This window comes from Klebsiella sp. 141161 (genome assembly GCF_050600815.1).
Lineage (GTDB): Bacteria > Pseudomonadota > Gammaproteobacteria > Enterobacterales > Enterobacteriaceae > Klebsiella > Klebsiella aerogenes.
Map to the genome: position 1 here is coordinate 152,288 of NZ_JAQIRN010000003.1, position 17,621 is coordinate 169,908.

The 17,621-nt window shown below is 54.6% G+C and carries 20 protein-coding genes; 11 read left to right on the forward strand and 9 right to left on the reverse strand.

Features of this window, described 5'->3' with window-relative positions; genetic code table 11:
- Positions 1-2 precede the first annotated feature (2 nt).
- The 3 genes from secF to PGR79_RS09055 all read left to right on the forward strand — a co-directional run bounded on the left by secF (position 3) and on the right by PGR79_RS09055 (position 2,626).
- Entirely contained in the window at positions 3-974 is a 972-nt protein-coding gene (gene secF / locus PGR79_RS09045; RefSeq protein WP_015367999.1) for a protein translocase subunit SecF, read from the forward strand.
- 572 nt (positions 975-1,546) lie between these two features.
- Positions 1,547-1,912: a VOC family protein gene (locus PGR79_RS09050; RefSeq protein ID WP_015704559.1), complete on the forward strand. Its 366-nt coding sequence runs from the start codon at positions 1,547-1,549 to the stop codon at positions 1,910-1,912.
- Positions 1,913-1,936: 24 nt separating this feature from the next.
- A complete protein-coding gene (locus PGR79_RS09055) occupies positions 1,937-2,626 on the forward strand; it encodes a helix-turn-helix transcriptional regulator (protein WP_430921498.1) in 690 nt (229 codons plus the stop codon).
- Positions 2,627-2,682: 56 nt separating this feature from the next.
- Here the strand turns inward: PGR79_RS09055 and PGR79_RS09060 are convergent, their stop codons facing one another.
- Both PGR79_RS09060 and PGR79_RS09065 read right to left on the reverse strand, forming a co-directional pair.
- Complete coding sequence (locus PGR79_RS09060; RefSeq protein WP_015367996.1) at positions 2,683-3,567, reverse strand: nucleoside-specific channel-forming protein Tsx; 885 nt, start codon at positions 3,565-3,567, stop codon at positions 2,683-2,685.
- Between the two features lie 301 nt (positions 3,568-3,868).
- Entirely contained in the window at positions 3,869-4,408 is a 540-nt protein-coding gene (locus tag PGR79_RS09065; protein WP_430921500.1) for a DUF3251 domain-containing protein, read from the reverse strand.
- A 147-nt stretch (positions 4,409-4,555) separates the two neighbouring features.
- On the opposite strand from PGR79_RS09065, the gene nrdR reads away from it, so the two are divergent.
- The 6 genes from nrdR to pgpA all read left to right on the forward strand — a co-directional run bounded on the left by nrdR (position 4,556) and on the right by pgpA (position 8,653).
- The gene (gene nrdR / locus PGR79_RS09070) at positions 4,556-5,005 is read left to right on the forward strand and encodes a transcriptional regulator NrdR (RefSeq protein WP_002890417.1); all 450 of its coding nucleotides are present in this window, start codon (positions 4,556-4,558) and stop codon (positions 5,003-5,005) included.
- A 3-nt stretch (positions 5,006-5,008) separates the two neighbouring features.
- Complete coding sequence (gene ribD / locus PGR79_RS09075) at positions 5,009-6,112, forward strand: bifunctional diaminohydroxyphosphoribosylaminopyrimidine deaminase/5-amino-6-(5-phosphoribosylamino)uracil reductase RibD (protein WP_087860404.1); 1,104 nt, start codon at positions 5,009-5,011, stop codon at positions 6,110-6,112.
- Positions 6,113-6,198: 86 nt separating this feature from the next.
- On the forward strand, positions 6,199-6,669 hold the full coding sequence (gene ribH, locus PGR79_RS09080) for a 6,7-dimethyl-8-ribityllumazine synthase (RefSeq protein WP_001021161.1): 471 nt from the start codon (positions 6,199-6,201) through the stop codon (positions 6,667-6,669).
- A gap of 20 nt (positions 6,670-6,689) precedes the next feature.
- Positions 6,690-7,109, forward strand: coding sequence for a transcription antitermination factor NusB (gene nusB, locus PGR79_RS09085; protein ID WP_015367993.1), 420 nt, complete (start codon positions 6,690-6,692; stop codon positions 7,107-7,109).
- Positions 7,110-7,182: 73 nt separating this feature from the next.
- Positions 7,183-8,160, forward strand: a complete 978-nt coding sequence (gene thiL / locus PGR79_RS09090; protein ID WP_113373730.1) for a thiamine-phosphate kinase — start codon at positions 7,183-7,185, stop codon at positions 8,158-8,160.
- Complete coding sequence (gene pgpA, locus PGR79_RS09095; RefSeq protein ID WP_259678433.1) at positions 8,141-8,653, forward strand: phosphatidylglycerophosphatase A; 513 nt, start codon at positions 8,141-8,143, stop codon at positions 8,651-8,653. Before thiL ends, pgpA begins: the two co-directional genes overlap by 20 nt.
- 38 nt (positions 8,654-8,691) lie before the next feature.
- On the opposite strand, the gene PGR79_RS09100 is transcribed toward pgpA, so the two are convergent.
- Genes PGR79_RS09100 through xseB form a run of 4 tightly spaced genes read right to left on the reverse strand, consistent with a single transcriptional unit; the run spans position 8,692 to position 12,749 of the window.
- Positions 8,692-9,666, reverse strand: a complete 975-nt coding sequence (locus tag PGR79_RS09100) for an aldo/keto reductase (RefSeq protein WP_430921502.1) — start codon at positions 9,664-9,666, stop codon at positions 8,692-8,694.
- Between the two features lie 59 nt (positions 9,667-9,725).
- Positions 9,726-11,588 carry a 1-deoxy-D-xylulose-5-phosphate synthase gene (gene dxs / locus PGR79_RS09105; RefSeq protein WP_087860400.1) on the reverse strand — a complete coding sequence of 621 codons (1,863 nt, stop codon included), beginning with the start codon at positions 11,586-11,588 and terminating at the stop codon, positions 9,726-9,728.
- 18 nt (positions 11,589-11,606) lie between these two features.
- Complete coding sequence (gene ispA / locus PGR79_RS09110) at positions 11,607-12,506, reverse strand: (2E,6E)-farnesyl diphosphate synthase (RefSeq protein WP_087860399.1); 900 nt, start codon at positions 12,504-12,506, stop codon at positions 11,607-11,609.
- Positions 12,507-12,749, reverse strand: a complete 243-nt coding sequence (xseB, locus tag PGR79_RS09115) for an exodeoxyribonuclease VII small subunit (protein ID WP_015367987.1) — start codon at positions 12,747-12,749, stop codon at positions 12,507-12,509. It lies immediately after the preceding gene.
- Positions 12,750-12,983: 234 nt separating this feature from the next.
- Between xseB and thiI the strand changes: the two genes are divergently transcribed.
- On the forward strand, positions 12,984-14,432 hold the full coding sequence (thiI, locus tag PGR79_RS09120; protein WP_087860398.1) for a tRNA uracil 4-sulfurtransferase ThiI: 1,449 nt from the start codon (positions 12,984-12,986) through the stop codon (positions 14,430-14,432).
- Between the two features lie 57 nt (positions 14,433-14,489).
- On the opposite strand, the gene PGR79_RS09125 is transcribed toward thiI, so the two are convergent.
- The 3 genes from PGR79_RS09125 to panE are packed head-to-tail and all read right to left on the reverse strand — an operon-like array spanning position 14,490 to position 16,484.
- Entirely contained in the window at positions 14,490-14,966 is a 477-nt protein-coding gene (locus PGR79_RS09125) for an SRPBCC family protein (protein ID WP_430921504.1), read from the reverse strand.
- 50 nt (positions 14,967-15,016) lie between these two features.
- Complete coding sequence (gene yajL / locus PGR79_RS09130; protein WP_087860396.1) at positions 15,017-15,610, reverse strand: protein deglycase YajL; 594 nt, start codon at positions 15,608-15,610, stop codon at positions 15,017-15,019.
- On the reverse strand, positions 15,573-16,484 hold the full coding sequence (gene panE / locus PGR79_RS09135) for a 2-dehydropantoate 2-reductase (RefSeq protein ID WP_430921506.1): 912 nt from the start codon (positions 16,482-16,484) through the stop codon (positions 15,573-15,575). The genes yajL and panE overlap by 38 nt, the downstream gene beginning before the upstream one ends.
- 138 nt (positions 16,485-16,622) lie before the next feature.
- Between panE and PGR79_RS09140 the strand changes: the two genes are divergently transcribed.
- On the forward strand, positions 16,623-17,114 hold the full coding sequence (locus PGR79_RS09140) for a YajQ family cyclic di-GMP-binding protein (protein ID WP_113373736.1): 492 nt from the start codon (positions 16,623-16,625) through the stop codon (positions 17,112-17,114).
- Positions 17,115-17,621: the final 507 nt, after the last annotated feature.

The window sequence follows — 17,621 nt, forward strand, 5'->3', positions numbered from 1 at the left end:
TTGTGGCACAGGAATATACTGTTGAACAATTGAACCACGGTCGTAAAGTCTGGGACTTTATGCGCTGGGACTACTGGGCCTTCGGCATTTCAGGTTTTCTGCTGATTGTGTCGATCGCCATCATTGGCGTTCGCGGGTTTAACTGGGGGCTCGATTTCACCGGCGGTACGGTGATTGAAATTACCCTCGAAAAACCGGTTGATATGGACCAGCTGCGCGATTCGCTGCAGAAAGCGGGCTTTGAGGAGCCGCAGCTGCAGAACTTCGGCAGCAGCCGCGACATCATGGTGCGTATGCCGCCGGTACACGATGCCAACGGCAGCCAGGAGCTGGGCAGCAAAGTCGTTAACGTGATTAACGAATCGACCAGCCAAAGCGCGACGGTGAAACGTATTGAGTTCGTTGGCCCGAGCGTGGGCGCGGACCTTGCGCAAACTGGCGCTCTGGCGCTGATTGCGGCGCTGGTGTGTATCCTTATCTATGTCGGCTTCCGCTTTGAATGGCGACTGGCGGCTGGGGTCGTTATCGCACTGGCGCACGACGTGGTGATTACCATGGGCGTGCTGTCGTTGTTCCATATCGAGATTGACCTGACCATCGTCGCATCATTGATGTCGGTCATCGGTTACTCGTTGAACGATAGTATCGTGGTATCGGACCGTATCCGTGAAAACTTCCGTAAGATCCGTCGCGGTACGCCGTACGAAATCTTTAACGTGTCGTTGACCCAGACGCTGCACCGTACCTTGATCACCTCCGGTACCACCCTGATGGTGATCCTGATGCTGTTCCTCTTCGGCGGCCCGATTCTGGAAGGCTTCTCGCTGACCATGCTGATCGGTGTATCCATCGGTACGGCTTCTTCTATCTACGTCGCGTCCGCGCTGGCGTTGAAACTGGGCATGAAGCGCGAGCATCTGATCCAGCAGAAGGTCGAAAAAGAAGGGGCGGATCAGCCGTCTATTCTGCCGTAATCGGTTCAGTTGAGATAAAGCAATCCCGGCCTTGTGGCCGGGATTTTTTTTGCCAAAATTATCCGGCCTAGGCTACAAGTGCGGAAAAATCGCCTCTTTAGCCCTCATTTCTCCAGAAAACCTCGCTTCTACCTTCATCTTCAGCATAAAACAAACTTAGTAAACCTTCGCCAGGCAGCTCGCTACCTGCAACATTTATCTCTGCAAATCACGGCCCTCAGCCCGCATCTATGCGGGCTGCTCCGACCTTCCGGGAACGTCTCAGCGATTTTGAGGCCACCAACACCGGCAGTTTCAGCCAGCATGGTGAATAAATTAACGGCAGGCCGCACGGACCGTAGGCCGGATAAGGCGCAGCTGCCATCCGGCGCAAAAGCGGCTCCTTATCCGCGGATATTGCCCGGCGGCGCTGCGCTTGCAATAACCCTTCAAACAGGGATATCTGCGCAGGTTGAGTATACCCACAACCTGATATGCCAAATTCTGAAAACCGTTTAGCACACTGCTGACAGTATGCTGTCAGGAGCCCTCTCGTACACTGCTTCTGAACTCACTAACGAGCAGGAGGAAGTATGAACAACGTGATTAACTGGTTTGAAATTCCGGTCGCAGATATGGATCGCGCCGTCGCGTTTTATGAGCCGGTAATGCAGGTGACGTTACGTCGTGAAACCATGGATTGCGCGGACCTGGCCGTCTTCCCACATCAGGACCCGGCCCCCGGCGGCGCGTTGGCTAAATTTGACGGTATCGCGCCATCGCCGCAGGGCGCTATTATTTATCTGCATACCGACAACCTTGCCGCGACGCTGGATCGTATCGCCTCGGCGGGAGGAGCGTGCGTATTTGGCCCGCTGGCGCTGCCGAATGATATTGGCACCATCGCCCTGTTTACCGACAGCGAAGGCAACCGTGTAGGTTTGCATCAACCGGTTTAACCTGACTATTTAGCGAAACGAGAAATGACCCGACGCGCCGACCGTTTATTTCAGATAGTGCAGATCCTGCGCGGCAGGCGGCTAACTACTGCCGCGCTGCTGGCGGAACGGTTGGGCGTGTCGGAGCGTACCGTCTATCGCGATATCCGCGACCTCTCGCTCTCAGGCGTCCCGGTTGAGGGGGAGGCCGGGAGCGGTTATCGTCTGCTGGCGGGTTACGACCTGCCGCCACTCATGTTGACCACCAAAGAATCCGAAGCGCTCATTGCGGCGATTCGACTACTGAAGACCTGGGGCGGCGATGCGCTTTCGCAGTCGCTGGAGTCAGCCCAGGAAAAAATGCTGGCGATTTTGCCGGAAGAGAGGCGGCGCAAAGCGGAGCAGACCCGGCTGTTTGCCCCCGACCTTGGCGCGCATCGTTATGCTAAAACCCATTTTGACGTTATCCATCAGGCTGTATCCAATCAGCAGGTATTACAGCTTCACTACCAGGATGAATCCGGTCAGGTGACGCGGCGTGAAGTGCTGCCGCTGGGGCTGTTTTTCTGGGGGGAGCGCTGGCTGCTGGTGGCCTGGTGCGAACTGCGCAGTGATTATCGTAACTTTCGAATCGATCGTTGTCTGGAGGTAAGGGCGACCGAGCGTCGTTTCAGCGAGTGCGCCGACCGTTCATTGAGTGATTTCTTACGCAAGGTGAGATGTGAGGGGCGATAAAAAAACGCCCGGTTGGCGTAAACGCGTACCGGGCGCTCTGTTACAGGAAAAGGCGCTTAGAAGTTGTAACCTACAACGAAGTAACCACCCCAGCCGGTAGAGCGTACGCTGAAATCGCCATCGCCGAAGTTCAGTTTAGCATCATCAGCCCACTGGCCGCCGTTATGGAAGTAACGCGCGACGATAGAGTAGTGCCAGTGCGCGTAGTTCAGCGCCAGGATGTGGCTGGACGCGATAGAGTTGCTGGTACGCGCGTGCTTACCGTTCATATCGTAGAAGTTGTCGTCGCCAAGGTCAGAACCCCAGTCGAAGTTGGTGAAGCCGATATAGCTCAGCGAACCGCCCCACAGGTCGGTCAGCGGAACGAAGTATTTCACCTTGAAGCGGTAGCCGTCCCACTCGTTTTCGTTGGAGGCGCCGTAGTTCTGCCACTGGTATTTAGCATAGATGTTCAGCGACAGGCTCATCGGCAGACCGGTATCGATATCGGTACCCAGACCCATATACCAGGTGCTTTGCTCCTGAGAGTCGTTGCGGCCCATATCGTAGATATAGTTGTTCGCGAAGTACCACTCTTTGAACGGCCCGAAGCTCAGATCGGTGTTGGTCAGCTTGTCGATAGAGAAACGCGGTTCGATCTCCATAAACAGCGGGGAGCCTTTGTTCCAGATACCTTTCGCCGTGCTGTTGCCGCCGAAGAAGACCGGCGCATCGATATAGCCGTAGAAATCAAACCAATCTTTTTTAGCAAACGCTTCGTATTCCAGATAGGTATCGTTACGGATCTGCGGTCCAAAACGAGTGTGGTAGCTACCGACTACGTTCACACTCTGGTGCCACCAATCAGACAGGTACTGCGGTTTTTCAGTTTCTGCCGCGCCAGCGGTGAAAGAAGCGGAAAGCGCCACAACAGCGCTCGCTGCCAGTAATGTTTTTTTCATGTTGATGCCACTGTTTAAATTAAGCCAAAAGGCGTTAAGAAAATTGCCGAAGCGTTGCTAAATATTTCGTCTTTCTGTGGGGGTCTATTATAGAAATCATTGCTCACAAAAATACGTGTTGTTTCACATAACCAGAACATGCGTAATCGATTGCGTTCACGATTCTATGCATTTCTTGACAAAATGCTACTGAAAATCGCCTTCAGGAGCGATTTCTAATGAACTCTTATGAAAAGTTGTAAATGGATAACTTCGATAGATGAAAAGTGGGGCGCCGGGCCGTTTTGCCCGGCGTGAGCGCTTACTGCGCGCTGACAGGTTGGATATCGTGGATACGAATAAAGCCGACTTTATCAGGCGTCACATTCAGGCGCAGCGGGATATCGACATCGCTGGGCGCCAGGATGCTGGCCGGGGCGCTAATCAGCTGCTCCTGGACGTTGACTTCCTGATAGCTGTGGGTGGTACCGGTGATCTGCCCGGAAGCGACGGTCGCGGTGAAGGCCGGGAGCGGATCGTTAGACTCGCCCTGGATACGTAAGGTCAGGCGCGAACCGTCGCCATCGGCCGTAATACTGCCCACTGACATGCGCAGGGTGCCGATCTGGCTCTCCAGCCGCGCCGGCGTTTTAGCATCCGGTAGCAGGTAGACGCCGCTGGTGGATTTAGCATTCAGTGCGTTTTGCTGAGTGATTTTTATCGTTTGCTGATTCAGCTGGGTCATCTCTTTGCTCAGCGTACTGACGCTCTCGTTCATCTGACGAACTTCGCTTTGCTGGGCGCAGGCGGTAAGGGTGAACAGGCTGCCGATGATAGCCAGTTGTAGGTAACGTCTTGTCATGGTCAGGATTCCGTTTACAGAGGATGATTAATGGTAGCTAAACTGAATTGGCCTACCATAGATCCTTTGTCTCAAAAGCTCTTTCTTTGTAGTCCGCTGACTTCAGGGTAAACTACCCTTCAGATTAACTACCTGTCAGGACGCGCCATGCATTGCCCTTTCTGTTTCGCCGTGGATACCAAAGTCATCGATTCTCGCCTGGTCGGCGAAGGCTCCTCCGTGCGTCGTCGTCGGCAGTGTCTGGTCTGCAATGAACGCTTTACCACTTTTGAAGTGGCGGAACTGGTAATGCCGCGGGTGGTAAAAAGCAACGACGTGCGCGAACCTTTCAACGAAGACAAGCTGCGTAGCGGGATGTTGAAAGCGCTGGAAAAGCGACCGGTCAGCGCCGATGACGTTGAAATGGCGGTAAATCACATCAAAACCCATCTGCGCGGCACCGGTGAACGTGAAGTCGCGAGTAAAATGATCGGTAATCTGGTGATGGAACAGCTGAAGAAGCTCGACAAGGTCGCCTATATTCGCTTCGCTTCCGTCTATCGCAGTTTCGAAGATATTAAAGAGTTCGGCGAAGAAATCGCCCGTTTACAGGACTAAGCCATGCAGGACGAAATGTACATGGCGCGAGCGCTGAAGCTTGCCGCGCGCGGACGCTTTACTACCCATCCTAATCCCAACGTCGGCTGCGTGATTGTAAAAGACGGCGAGATCGTCGGCGAGGGCTTCCACTATCGGGCCGGCGAGCCGCACGCCGAAGTGCACGCGCTGCGTATGGCCGGCGAGAAAGCCAAAGGCGCGACCGCCTACGTCACCCTCGAGCCCTGCAGCCACCATGGCCGCACGCCGCCGTGCTGCGATGCGCTGATCGCCGCGGGCGTTGCTCGCGTGGTAGCGGCAATGCAGGACCCGAATCCGCAGGTGGCCGGTCGCGGCCTGTATCGCCTGCAGCAGGCAGGTATTGACGTCAGCCATGGGCTGATGATGAATGAAGCGGAAGCGCTGAATAAAGGTTTTCTGAAGCGGATGCGCACCGGTTTTCCGTGGATCCAACTGAAGATGGGCGCTTCGCTTGATGGCCGTACGGCGATGGCCAGCGGCGAAAGCCAGTGGATCACCTCGCCACAGGCGCGACGCGACGTGCAGCGCCTGCGCGCGCAGAGCCACGCTATTCTGACCAGCAGCGCGACCGTGCTGGCGGACGATCCGGCGTTGACCGTGCGCTGGCAAGAGCTGAGCGCCGATACGCAGGCGCTCTATCCGCAGGAAAATCTGCGTCAGCCGCTGCGTATCGTCATCGATAGCCAAAACCGCGTCACGCCTGAGCATCGAATTGTTCATCAGCAAGGTGAAACCCTGTTTGCCCGCACCCATGCCGATGAACGTACCTGGCCTGACAACGTGCGTACCTTGCTGGTGCCGGAACATAACGGCCATCTCGACCTCGTGCTGCTAATGATGCAGCTCGGTAAACAGCAGGTGAACAGCATTTGGGTGGAAGCGGGGCCGACGCTGGCCGGCGCTTTGCTACAGGCCGGGCTGGTGGATGAGCTTATCGTCTATATTGCGCCTAAACTGTTAGGCAGTGACGCGCGCGGTTTATGCGCGCTGCCGGGGCTTGAGAAACTGAGCCAGGCCCCCCATTTCAAATTCAACGAGATACGTCAGGTCGGGCCCGATGTCTGCCTGCATTTAACGACTGCGTGATGTATTCCTAATATTAGGAAGCAGCGCCCAGAATATTATGATAAAATCCGCCCCCCTTGCGGGGCACATGAACCCGAAGGAAGAGTATGAACATTATTGAAGCTAACGTTGCTACCCCGGACGCTCGCGTCGCCATCACCATTGCGCGTTTCAACAACTTTATCAATGACAGCCTGCTGGAAGGCGCGATTGACGCCCTCAAGCGCATTGGTCAGGTAAAAGATGAAAACATCACCGTTGTTTGGGTTCCAGGCGCGTATGAGCTGCCGCTGGCGGCTGGCGCACTGGCAAAAACCGGTAAATATGACGCGGTGATCGCGCTGGGTACGGTGATTCGCGGCGGTACCGCCCACTTTGAATATGTGGCTGGCGGTGCAAGCAATGGCCTGGCGCACGTCGCTCAGGACAGTGAAATCCCGGTAGCCTTCGGTGTTCTGACTACTGAAAGTATTGAACAAGCCATCGAACGCGCTGGCACCAAAGCCGGTAACAAAGGCGCAGAAGCCGCGCTGACCGCGCTGGAAATGATTAACGTATTGAAAGCCATCAAGGCCTGATTTTTTGTAAGGGGAATTCCGTGAAACCTGCTGCTCGTCGCCGCGCCCGTGAGTGTGCCGTCCAGGCGCTCTACTCCTGGCAGTTGTCCCAGAACGACATCGCTGATGTTGAATACCAGTTCCTGGCGGAACAGGATGTAAAAGATGTAGACGTTCTGTATTTCCGTGAACTGCTGTCCGGAGTGGCGACTAACAGCGCGTATCTCGACGGTCTGATGAAGCCATACCTGTCGCGCCAGCTGGAAGAGCTGGGTCAGGTAGAAAAAGCGGTACTGCGTATTGCGCTGTTTGAGCTGTCGAAGCGTGATGACGTGCCGTATAAAGTGGCTATCAACGAAGCTATCGAGCTGGCGAAAACCTTCGGCGCTGAAGATAGCCACAAGTTTGTCAACGGCGTGCTGGATAAAGCGGCCCCGGTAATCCGTCCCCGCAAAAAGTAAACTGCAGGCCGGGCTTTGTAGGATCAGATCCTGCGAACCCGGCCTTATTCTTTTCTTTGCTGAGGCATAACGTATGGCATGCGGCGAATTTTCCCTGATTGCCCGTTATTTTGATCGCGTTAAAAGCGCCCGCCTTGATGTTGAAACCGGCATCGGCGATGACTGCGCGCTCCTGAATATCCCCGAGAAAAAAACGCTGGCAATCAGCACCGACACCCTGGTGGCGGGCAACCACTTTTTAGCCGACATCGACCCTGCCGACCTGGCCTATAAAGCGCTGGCGGTGAACCTGAGCGATTTGGCGGCGATGGGCGCGGAACCGGCGTGGTTGACGCTGGCGCTCACTTTGCCGGAAGCAGACGAAGCGTGGCTTGAAGCCTTTAGCGACAGTCTGTTTGTCCAGCTTAACTATTACGATATGCAGCTAATCGGCGGCGACACCACTCGTGGGCCGCTATCGATGACGCTGGGTATCCACGGCTTTGTACCGCCGGGCCGCGCGATGAAGCGTTCCGGTGCCAAGCCAGGCGACTGGATTTATGTCACCGGCACGCCCGGTGATAGCGCCGCCGGGCTGGCGCTTTTACAGGACCGGTTAATGGTTGATTCGCCAGCGGATGCCGATTACCTGCTGGCGCGCCATTTGCGTCCGATGCCCCGCGTACTGCAGGGCCAGGCGCTGCGCGATCTGGCCAATTCAGCGATCGATCTTTCTGACGGTCTGATTTCTGACCTTGGTCATATCCTGAAGGCCAGCGCCTGCGGCGCGCGTATCGATCTCGATGCGATGCCGTATTCCGATGCCATGCTGCGCCAGGTTGATCCTGAGCAGGCGCTGCGCTGGGCGCTCGCCGGCGGCGAAGATTATGAATTGTGCTTTACCGTACCCGAGCTAAACCGCGGGGCGTTGGATGTTGCGATTGGTCAGCTTGGCGCGCGTTTTACCTGTATCGGCCAGATCGTGGCGGAAGCAGATGGACTGCAGTTTACCCGTGAGGGTAAGCCGATTAAATTGGATTTAAAGGGGTACGATCATTTTGGCACGCAGTAGAGACGAGGCGAAAAGCCGCCTTAATATGCGCAATCCCTGGCACCTGCTGGCGACCGGGTTCGGTAGCGGGCTGAGTCCGGTGGTTCCGGGAACGATGGGGTCGCTGGCGGCGATTCCGTTCTGGTATCTGATGACCTTTCTCCCCTGGCAGCTCTATTCGCTGGTGGTGATGATGAGCATCTGTATCGGCGTCTATCTTTGTCACCGTACGGCCAAAGATATGGGCACCCATGACCACGGCAGCATCGTTTGGGATGAGTTTGTCGGGATGTGGATCACCCTGATGGCGTTACCGACGATGGACTGGCAGTGGGTGGCAGCCGGTTTCGTTATTTTCCGTATCTTCGATATGTGGAAGCCATGGCCAATTCGTTGGTTCGACCGCAACATCCATGGCGGAATGGGGATCATGGTCGACGATATCGTCGCCGGGGTGATCTCCGCCGGCGTACTTTATCTGATAGGCCACCACTGGCCGATAGGTCTAATTTAAATCTGCACCCCGGCACGGCCGGGGTTTAAATTGCGGCGTTACTTGAAGCCGACGATTGGGTGGGGCCGATAGGGGGCTTCCAGCTTATCGATCTGTTCCGGCGTCAGAGTTAAATCGACGGCATGCAGGAGCTCATCCAGCTGTTCCTGACGCGAGGCGCCAATAATCGGCGCAGCCACGCCGGGCTTGCTTAAGAGCCAGGCCAGCGCCACCTGTGCGCGGTTGGCATCTAATTCTTCAGTCACTTCCTCCAGCTTCTGCGCTATCTGCTCATCATTGGCGTCGGTGGCGCTATACAGCGATTTACCGAACTCATCAGAGACGAGGCGTGCAGTCGTTTCTCCCCATGGCCGCGTCAAACGGCCGCGCGCCAGCGGGCTCCACGGCATGACCGCAATCCCTTTGCGCTGGCATAGCGGCAACATCTCGTTTTCTTCTTCGCGATAAATCAGGTTGTAGTGATCCTGCATGGTGACGAAGCGCGCCCAATTGTTCTGTTCCTGCAGAGCGAGCGCCTGGGCGAACTGTCGGGCATGCATAGATGATGCGCCGATATAGCGCGCTTTCCCGGCGCGAACGACATCGCTGAGCGCCTCCAGCGTTTCTTCGATGGGCGTGGCGTAATCCCAGCGGTGGATCTGCAACAGGTCGACATAGTCCATTCCCAGACGGCGCAGGCTATCGTCGATGGATCGCATGATTTGCGCGCGTGACAGCCCCTGCGGCAGATCGCCGACCTGATGATAAACTTTGGTGGCGACGATCACCGAATCGCGGCGAGCGTACTCCCGCAGCGCGCGGCCAAGTATCTCTTCGCTGCTGCCATCGGAATAGTTGTTCGAGGTATCAAAGAAGTTAATTCCACCTTCCAGCGCACGTTTAATCAGCGGACGGCTGCTCTCTTCAGGGAGCGTCCAGGCGTGATTGCCGCGGTCAGGCTCGCCGAAGGTCATGCAGCCGAGACAGAGTCGGGAAACGCGAAGATGGGTATCGCCAAGAGGGATGTAGTGCATAAGACGCTCCTGCTACTTTAAAGGGAATCCTTTAAGCATAGCAGGAGCGGTATGGGCAATTATGCCAACCAGTCGCGGATTTTGGCTTCGATACCGGCGGCATCCAGGCCGAGGTCGGCGCGAACTTCTTCTTGAGTCCCCTGCGGGATAAAGAAGTCCGGCAGGCCGATGTTCAGCACCGGTACCGCGCGACGGTGGGCCATCAACAGCTCGTTGACGCCGCTGCCAGCGCCGCCCATGACGGCGTTCTCTTCAAGCGTGACCAGCACCTCGTGATCGGCGGCAAGCTGCAGGATCAGCGCCTCATCAAGCGGTTTCACAAAACGCATATCGACCAGCGTCGCATTGAGTTTTTCCGCAACCTGAGCGGCTTCCGGCAGTAAAGTCCCGAAGTTAAGAATTGCCAGCTTCTCGCCGTTACGTTTCACCACGCCTTTCCCGATCGGCAGCGACGCCAGTGGTGCCAGTTCCGCGCCAGTACCTGTGCCTCGCGGATAGCGTACTGCGCTAGGGCCGTCGTTATAGTGGTATCCGGTGTAGAGCATCTGGCGACATTCATTCTCGTCGCTCGGGGTCATGATCACCATTTCCGGAATGCAGCGCAGGAAGGAGAGATCGAATGCCCCCTGGTGCGTCTGACCGTCGGCGCCGACGATGCCCGCGCGATCGATTGCAAACAGTACCGGCAGCTTTTGAATGGCGACATCATGGATCACCTGATCGTAAGCGCGCTGCAGGAAGGTTGAGTAAATCGCCACGATCGGCTTATAGCCGCCAATCGCCATCCCGGCGGCAAAGGTGACTGCGTGCTGTTCGGCAATGGCGACATCAAAATATTGATCGGGGAATTTCTTCGAGAACTCGACCATGCCCGAACCTTCACGCATCGCCGGGGTGACGGCCATCAGTTTGTCATCCTTCGCCGCGGTTTCGCACAGCCAGTCGCCAAAGATTTTCGAATAGGTTGGCAGGCCGCCGCTGCTTTTTGGCAGCACGCCGCTGGTGTGATCGAATTTCGGTACCGCGTGGAAGGTGATGGGATCTTTTTCAGCCGGTTCATATCCACGGCCTTTTTTGGTCATGATGTGCAAGAACTGCGGTCCTTTCAGATCGCGCATATTCTTCAGCGTATTGACCAGACCCAGTACATCGTGGCCATCTACCGGACCGATGTAGTTAAAGCCCATCTCTTCAAACAGCGTGCCGGGCACCACCATACCTTTAATATGCTCTTCGGTACGCTTAAGCAGTTCTTTAATCGGCGGTACGCCGGAGAAGACTTTTTTGCCGCCTTCACGTAGCGAAGAGTATAGCTTGCCGGACAGCAGCTGCGCCAGATGGTTGTTCAACGCGCCGACATTCTCTGAGATCGACATTTCATTGTCGTTCAACACGACCAGCATGTCTGGTTTGATATCGCCCGCATGGTTCATCGCCTCAAATGCCATCCCGGCGGTGATAGCTCCATCGCCAATGACGCAAACGGTGCGCCGCTGCTTGCCTTCTTTTTCGGCGGCAATAGCGACCCCAATACCCGCGGAGATAGAGGTAGAGGAGTGACCGACGCTCAGTACGTCATATTCGCTTTCGCCGCGCCACGGGAACGGATGCAACCCGCCTTTCTGGCGAATAGTGCCGATTTTATCGCGACGGCCGGTGAGAATTTTGTGCGGGTAAGCCTGATGGCCGACGTCCCAGATTAAGCGGTCGAAAGGCGTATTGTAGACATAGTGCAGCGCCACGGTCAGTTCAACCGTGCCAAGGCCAGAGGCAAAATGGCCGCTTGAGCGGCTCACGCTGTCCAGAAGATAACGGCGCAGCTCATCGCAAAGCTTAGGCAGGCTATCTTTTGGCAGCAGGCGCAACTCCTGGGTGGAATCTACCAGCGCCAGGGTTGGGTATTTGGCAATATCAAAACTCATCAGAGACTCATTTATTGTTTATTTATCGCGCTGAATAATGTAATTCGCGAGCGCTTCCAGTGCCGTGGTATCCAGCGATTGCGCTGCCAGCTCATCTAAAGCCTGGCGGGCATCGGCAATCAGATCGCGCGCTTTCTGCTGGGCTTGCTCAAGACCCAAAAGCGCCGGATAGGTACTTTTGCCTAACTGTTGGTCGGCACCCTGACGTTTGCCAAGAGTCGCAGTATCACCTACCACATCGAGAATGTCATCCTGCACCTGGAAGGCGAGGCCGATATTCTCAGCGAAGCGATCGAGCGCTGGCAGCGCCTGACGGCCACGCTCGCCGGCGCTCAGCGCGCCAAGACGAACCGCCGCGCGGATAAGCGCTCCGGTCTTATGGCGATGGATTCGCTCCAGCGCCTGTAGATTGACCTGTTCGCCTTCCGCCTCGAGATCCAGCGCCTGACCGCCGCACATTCCGGCGACGCCGCTGGCCTGGGCTAGTTCGGAAACCATCGCCAGACGGTCACGATCCGGCACTTCCGGCATCGGCGTATCACTCAGTATAGAAAATGCCAGCGTTTGCAGGGCGTCGCCGGCAAGAATTGCGTTCGCTTCGCCAAACTTGATGTGGCACGTGGGTTGACCGCGGCGCAGATCGTCGTCGTCCATCGCCGGCAGATCGTCATGCATCAGCGAGTAGGCATGAATACATTCGACGGCGGCGGCTGGGGCATCCAGCGTAGAACGGCTAACGCCGAACATCTCGCCGGTGGCGTAAACCAGGAAAGGGCGCAGGCGTTTACCGCCTAATAATGCGCCATAGTGCATTGCTTCAACCAGCGGAGTGTTCTGAAACGGCAGCGGAGAGATAAAACGGCGCAGCGCGTCATTGGCCTGGGAGACACAGGCCTGTAATTGTTGCGGGAAGTCCATTTATTCAGCGTCCGGCGTAAAGGGAGTCAACGGCGCATCTTCGCTATCGGCCAGCAGGATTTGGACACGCTGTTCGGCCTGTTGCAGTTTCGTCTGCCCCTGGCGCGCGAGCTGCACGCCGCGTTCAAATTCGCTGAGCGCTTCTTCCAGCGGTAGTGAGCCGCTTTCCAGACGATTAACGATCTGCTCGAGTTCGCCTAAAGCGCTCTCAAAGCTGGCCGGGGCCTCATTTTTCTTTGGCATAGTGAATATAGACTCTTGTTATGTCTCGATGGCTATCAGTATGGTAACGGAGTCGGGCGGTTAAGCAAACTCGCGGCATTCACCCTACGGATACATTTTTGCGAAAATGCGCAATGCCAGGCGAAAAGCGAACAATGATGGTATACTCCGCGCCCTGGATGCAGACGCTGTGTTGCGCCTGTACAATTTTTTTGCTTAAAGCCCCGTCGGGCTTGCCAACGAACTAATGTCGCTATGAAGTTTATCATTAAATTGTTCCCGGAAATCACCATCAAAAGCCAATCTGTGCGGTTGCGCTTTATTAAAATTTTAACCGGGAACATTCGTAACGTTCTCAAAAACTATGATGAGACGCTCGCCGTCGTTCGTCATTGGGATCATATCGAAGTTCGCGCGAAAGACGAAAACCAGCGACCGGCTATTCGCGACGCGTTGACCCGTATCCCGGGCATTCACCATATTCTGGAAGTGGAAGACGTTCCTTTCACCTCGCTGCACAATATTTTTGAGCAGACATTACCGCTGTGGCGCGAGCAGCTCGAAGGCAAAAGCTTCTGCGTACGTGTGAAGCGCCGTGGTAAACATGAATTCACCTCAATTGAGGTTGAGCGCTACGTTGGCGGCGGCCTGAACCAGCATATCGAATCGGCGCGCGTGAAGCTCACCGACCCGGACGTGACGGTTAATCTGGAGATCGAAAACGATCGTCTGTTGCTGGTGAAAGGGCGCTATGAAGGTATTGGCGGCTTCCCTATCGGTACTCAGGAAGATGTGCTGTCGCTCATCTCCGGCGGCTTCGACTCCGGCGTCTCCAGCTATATGCTGATGCGTCGCGGCTGTCGCGTACACTACTGCTTCTTCAACCTCGGCGGCGCCGCGCATGAAATCGGTGTTCGCCAGGTGGCGCACTATTTGTGGAACCGCTTCGGCAGCTCTCATCGTGTTCGCTTCGTGGCAATCAATTTTGAGCCGGTGGTTGGCGAAATCCTTGAAAAAGTCGATGATGGCCAGATGGGTGTGGTGCTCAAACGTATGATGGTGCGTGCGGCATCGAAAGTGGCTGAGCGTTATGGCGTGCAGGCGCTGGTGACCGGCGAAGCGCTGGGCCAGGTATCCAGTCAGACGCTGACCAACCTGCGTCTTATCGACAATGTCTCCGACACGCTGATCCTGCGTCCGCTGATTTCGCATGATAAAGAACACATCATCAATCTTGCACGCGAAATCGGCACGGAAGACTTTGCCCGCACCATGCCGGAATACTGCGGCGTTATCTCGAAGAGCCCAACCGTGAAAGCGGTAAAAGCGAAGATCGAAGCGGAAGAAGAAAACTTCGATTTTAGCATTCTGGATAAAGTGGTTGAGGAAGCGAATAACATCGACATTCGCGACATCGCTCAGCAAACGCAGCAGGACGTGGTGGAAGTCGAAACCGTCAGCGGCTTCAGCGCGAACGACGTGATTCTCGATATTCGTTCTGTCGATGAGCAGGATGATAAGCCATTGAAAGTGGAAGGCGTCGATGTTGTTTCGCTGCCGTTCTATAAACTGAGCACCCAATTTGGCAATCTCGATCAGAGTAAAACCTGGCTGTTGTGGTGTGAACGCGGCGTGATGAGCCGTCTGCAGGCGCTATACCTGCGCGAGCAGGGCTTTACTAACGTGAAAGTGTATCGTCCGTAATTCGCCTGTACTTATGAAAAAGCCTTCCCTAAGGGAAGGCTTTTTTACATCTGGGGGTTAGCGTAGCGTCATCGCCAGTGCATTCAACTGATCGATAACGATATTCCAGCCTTCAAAAAATCCCATCTTTTCATGCTGCTCTCGGGTTTCCGCGTCCGCATGCAGTACCGTTGCCGTATAGCGACAACCGTCGTTTTCATCCGCAAAGGTAATAATAGCCGTCATGGCAAAAGGGGTAATGGCCGGGCGAAAGTTCTCGGTTAGCATTGAGGTCATAACTATTTTTTGCTGCGGAATGACTTCAAGAAAACAGCCGGGGTTATCGCTACGTTCACCGTCAGGGCCGTGCATCACGGTGTGGAAAGCCCCGCCAGGACGCAAATCAAAAGCCAGGACGTCGGTATACCATGGCTTAGGACACCACCAGGTTTTGAGTAAAGCCGGGTCGGCCCACGCGCGCCAGAGGGCTGTCGTGGGGGCGCTGAGTAGGCGGCTGATGACGAGGTCACGAGAATCGGTTGCGCTACGGGACATGCTACGGCTCCTCAATAAGGGGGAAACCAGCCCGCTGCGCGGACCGGCTATCAGGATTCGTAGTAATTATAGATGCCAGCAGCCATGACCAACTGCGAAGCAACTTCATGCGCTTTTTCACGGCCAACCAGCAGGTCAATCATTTTGAGAGCGAAATCAATGGATGTTCCTGGACCCTGACTGGTCAACAAATTAACCCTTGGATCCCAAACGACGCGCTTATCCTGCCACTGTTCGGCGGGGATTTGCTCTTTTAGCGCCGGGAAACCGGTAATGTTGCCGATAGGAAACAGATTATGTGGCACCAGAACGGTCGCTGGCGCGGCACAGATTGCCGCCACGATGCGCCCGGATAAATGAAATTGTCTTACGGTTTCTACCAGTAAAGGGCTGTCGCGAAAGCACTCGGCGCCTTTAATTCCGCCAGGCAAAACGATGATATCAAAATCGCCATCGGCGACTTCGACCAGCGGCGCATCCGCGACGAGCTTCACGCCTCGCGAGCAGACAATGGTCAGATTGCCATCACTGGCGACGCTGGCGGTGGTCACTTTCACGCCGCCGCGCGCTAATAAATCGATAGTGGTGACCGCTTCGGTCTCTTCGCTACCAGGGGCGAGGCAAATCAGTGCCGACGCGTTCATAAATATTCTCCTTTCGCTTTACCTGTTCAAATAAACGGGCATTTTCCGGCACAGGCAGGCCGTGGGCGCGTGCGCGATTAAGCAGAAAACCAGTGATATAGTCGATTTCCGTATGCCGCTGCGCGCGGATGTCCTGCAACATCGATGAAATATTATCTGCAGTACTTTCAATGACCTGATTCACATACAATAACAGGTTTTCCGCCGATGTATGAATTCCTTCGCGCTCCATCACCGCTGCGACTTCCTGACAAATGGCATTGATCTCATGCGGGAAATCACGCAGATCGCCATTTCGGCAATCTTTCAGCGCGGTCAGGGGGTTAATGACGCAGTTGACGGCCAGCTTACTCCATAATGCCGGATGAATGTTGTCGTGCCAGGCGACATCCGGCAGTACATTTTGCAGGATGTCAGCGAGGCCGCTGTAATCCTGGCTATAGCTTTTAGCAGGCCCGATATGGGTAGTCCCCTGCGCGACATGAATGATGACATTGCCATCGCGGCGGGCGGCGTGGGTGGTGGACGCCAGCAACAGAGGTTGCTTGATGCTTTTTAATTCATTCAAGGTGCCCATGCCGTTATGAATAAGCAAAATAGGGGCTGAAGCCGGTAATATAGCGGCCAGATTTTTCACCGCCTGCGAAACCTGCCATGCCTTTAACGTCACCAGTAGCAAATCGCTGGTGGCGAGAAAATCAGGATCGCTAGCGGTCATTGATTCATTGAAATTACTACCGTCAGTCTCAATAAGATTAACGCTACAAAATGGTTGCGGGACGCGTAACCAGCCCTGGACCTCATGTCCGTTTTTATACAGCGCGGTTAACCATAATTGTCCCAGTGCACCGCATCCCAGTACGGTTACTTTCATTATTCCTCCTCACCTGCGACTTCCCAGGCGCTTGTAGCTAAAGTATAGCGTTATCAGCTAAGCTTCCGGGATAACAAGTTGAGTTATGCCGCGTTGTGGGTATTATGCAACGCAAAAGAAACGGAAGGAGAGGAAAAGATGCCATCTTTCGATATTGTCTCTGAAGTCGATCTTCAGGAAGCGCGTAATGCGGTCGAAAACGCAAGCCGCGAAGTCGAGTCACGATTTGATTTTCGTAACGTTGAAGCCACCTTTGAGCTGAACGAAACCAGTAAAACCATCAAGGTACTGAGCGAGTCTGATTTCCAGGTCAATCAGCTGTTGGATATTCTTCGCGGCAAGCTACTCAAGCGCGGCATTGAGGGGAGTTCGCTCGATGTGCCGGAAGCCTTTGTACATAGCGGGAAAACCTGGTTTGTCGAAGCTAAGCTGAAGCAGGGCATTGAAAGTGCGATTCAGAAGAAAATCGTCAAACTGATTAAAGACAGCAAACTCAAAGTACAGACGCAGATCCAGGGCGAAGAAATTCGCGTCACTGGTAAATCTCGTGACGATTTGCAGTCGGTTATGGCCTTAGTGCGCGGTGGCGACCTTGGCCAGCCATTCCAGTTCAAGAACTTCCGCGATTAACACGCAAAGCCTGATGTCGATGCCGGAGAAGATTTAAGCCGTTCTCCGGCAACTAAAAATCTTACTACTTAACTCTTCTGACCTGTTTTTTAATCCTTCCTCAAGGCGTTCAGCATATTTGTTTCATTATCAACGCCAGGTTAAATTTTCTGATTATTTTCTCAAATTAAAATTCATGAATATGAATTCATGCTGATCGGTTCAAACTTGAGAATGAATAATACCCGCGAGAAGTGGGCATGCAGTATTGATCTCAATCATGAAGTAAAGGAAGTTGCTTCTGTATGGAACGAATTCACTTTTTATTCATTATTTTAATCGGGGAAACTGTAACGGAGTAAGGATATGGGGTTGTGTATGTCATTGTTTACTGTGTGTCGCTAAAACATATTTCGACTTGGTTTAGCAGGCGAGATGAGAAATGATGAGCTACCAGCGTTGAAACGAATTATTACGCTCGATGCGTGGACAGGGAATGTCTCATATTTTGTATGAATTGAATCAGCT

Bases quoted from the DNA above. Each gene is read 5' to 3' on its own strand.
- yajL (WP_087860396.1), bottom strand. From the start codon at position 15,610: ATGAACGCGTCGGCACTGATTTGCCTCGCCCCTGGTAGCGAAGAGACC.
- panE (WP_430921506.1), bottom strand. From the start codon at position 16,484: ATGAAAGTAACCGTACTGGGATGCGGTGCACTGGGACAATTATGGTTA.
- dxs (WP_087860400.1), bottom strand. From the start codon at position 11,588: ATGAGTTTTGATATTGCCAAATACCCAACCCTGGCGCTGGTAGATTCC.
- xseB (WP_015367987.1), bottom strand. From the start codon at position 12,749: ATGCCAAAGAAAAATGAGGCCCCGGCCAGCTTTGAGAGCGCTTTAGGC.
- ispA (WP_087860399.1), bottom strand. From the start codon at position 12,506: ATGGACTTCCCGCAACAATTACAGGCCTGTGTCTCCCAGGCCAATGAC.
- PGR79_RS09100 (WP_430921502.1), bottom strand. From the start codon at position 9,666: ATGCACTACATCCCTCTTGGCGATACCCATCTTCGCGTTTCCCGACTC.
- PGR79_RS09055 (WP_430921498.1), top strand. From the start codon at position 1,937: ATGACCCGACGCGCCGACCGTTTATTTCAGATAGTGCAGATCCTGCGC.
- thiL (WP_113373730.1), top strand. From the start codon at position 7,183: ATGGCATGCGGCGAATTTTCCCTGATTGCCCGTTATTTTGATCGCGTT.
- ribH (WP_001021161.1), top strand. From the start codon at position 6,199: ATGAACATTATTGAAGCTAACGTTGCTACCCCGGACGCTCGCGTCGCC.
- PGR79_RS09060 (WP_015367996.1), bottom strand. From the start codon at position 3,567: ATGAAAAAAACATTACTGGCAGCGAGCGCTGTTGTGGCGCTTTCCGCT.
- PGR79_RS09050 (WP_015704559.1), top strand. From the start codon at position 1,547: ATGAACAACGTGATTAACTGGTTTGAAATTCCGGTCGCAGATATGGAT.
- PGR79_RS09125 (WP_430921504.1), bottom strand. From the start codon at position 14,966: ATGTCCCGTAGCGCAACCGATTCTCGTGACCTCGTCATCAGCCGCCTA.
- PGR79_RS09065 (WP_430921500.1), bottom strand. From the start codon at position 4,408: ATGACAAGACGTTACCTACAACTGGCTATCATCGGCAGCCTGTTCACC.
- nrdR (WP_002890417.1), top strand. From the start codon at position 4,556: ATGCATTGCCCTTTCTGTTTCGCCGTGGATACCAAAGTCATCGATTCT.
- PGR79_RS09140 (WP_113373736.1), top strand. From the start codon at position 16,623: ATGCCATCTTTCGATATTGTCTCTGAAGTCGATCTTCAGGAAGCGCGT.
- thiI (WP_087860398.1), top strand. From the start codon at position 12,984: ATGAAGTTTATCATTAAATTGTTCCCGGAAATCACCATCAAAAGCCAA.
- ribD (WP_087860404.1), top strand. From the start codon at position 5,009: ATGCAGGACGAAATGTACATGGCGCGAGCGCTGAAGCTTGCCGCGCGC.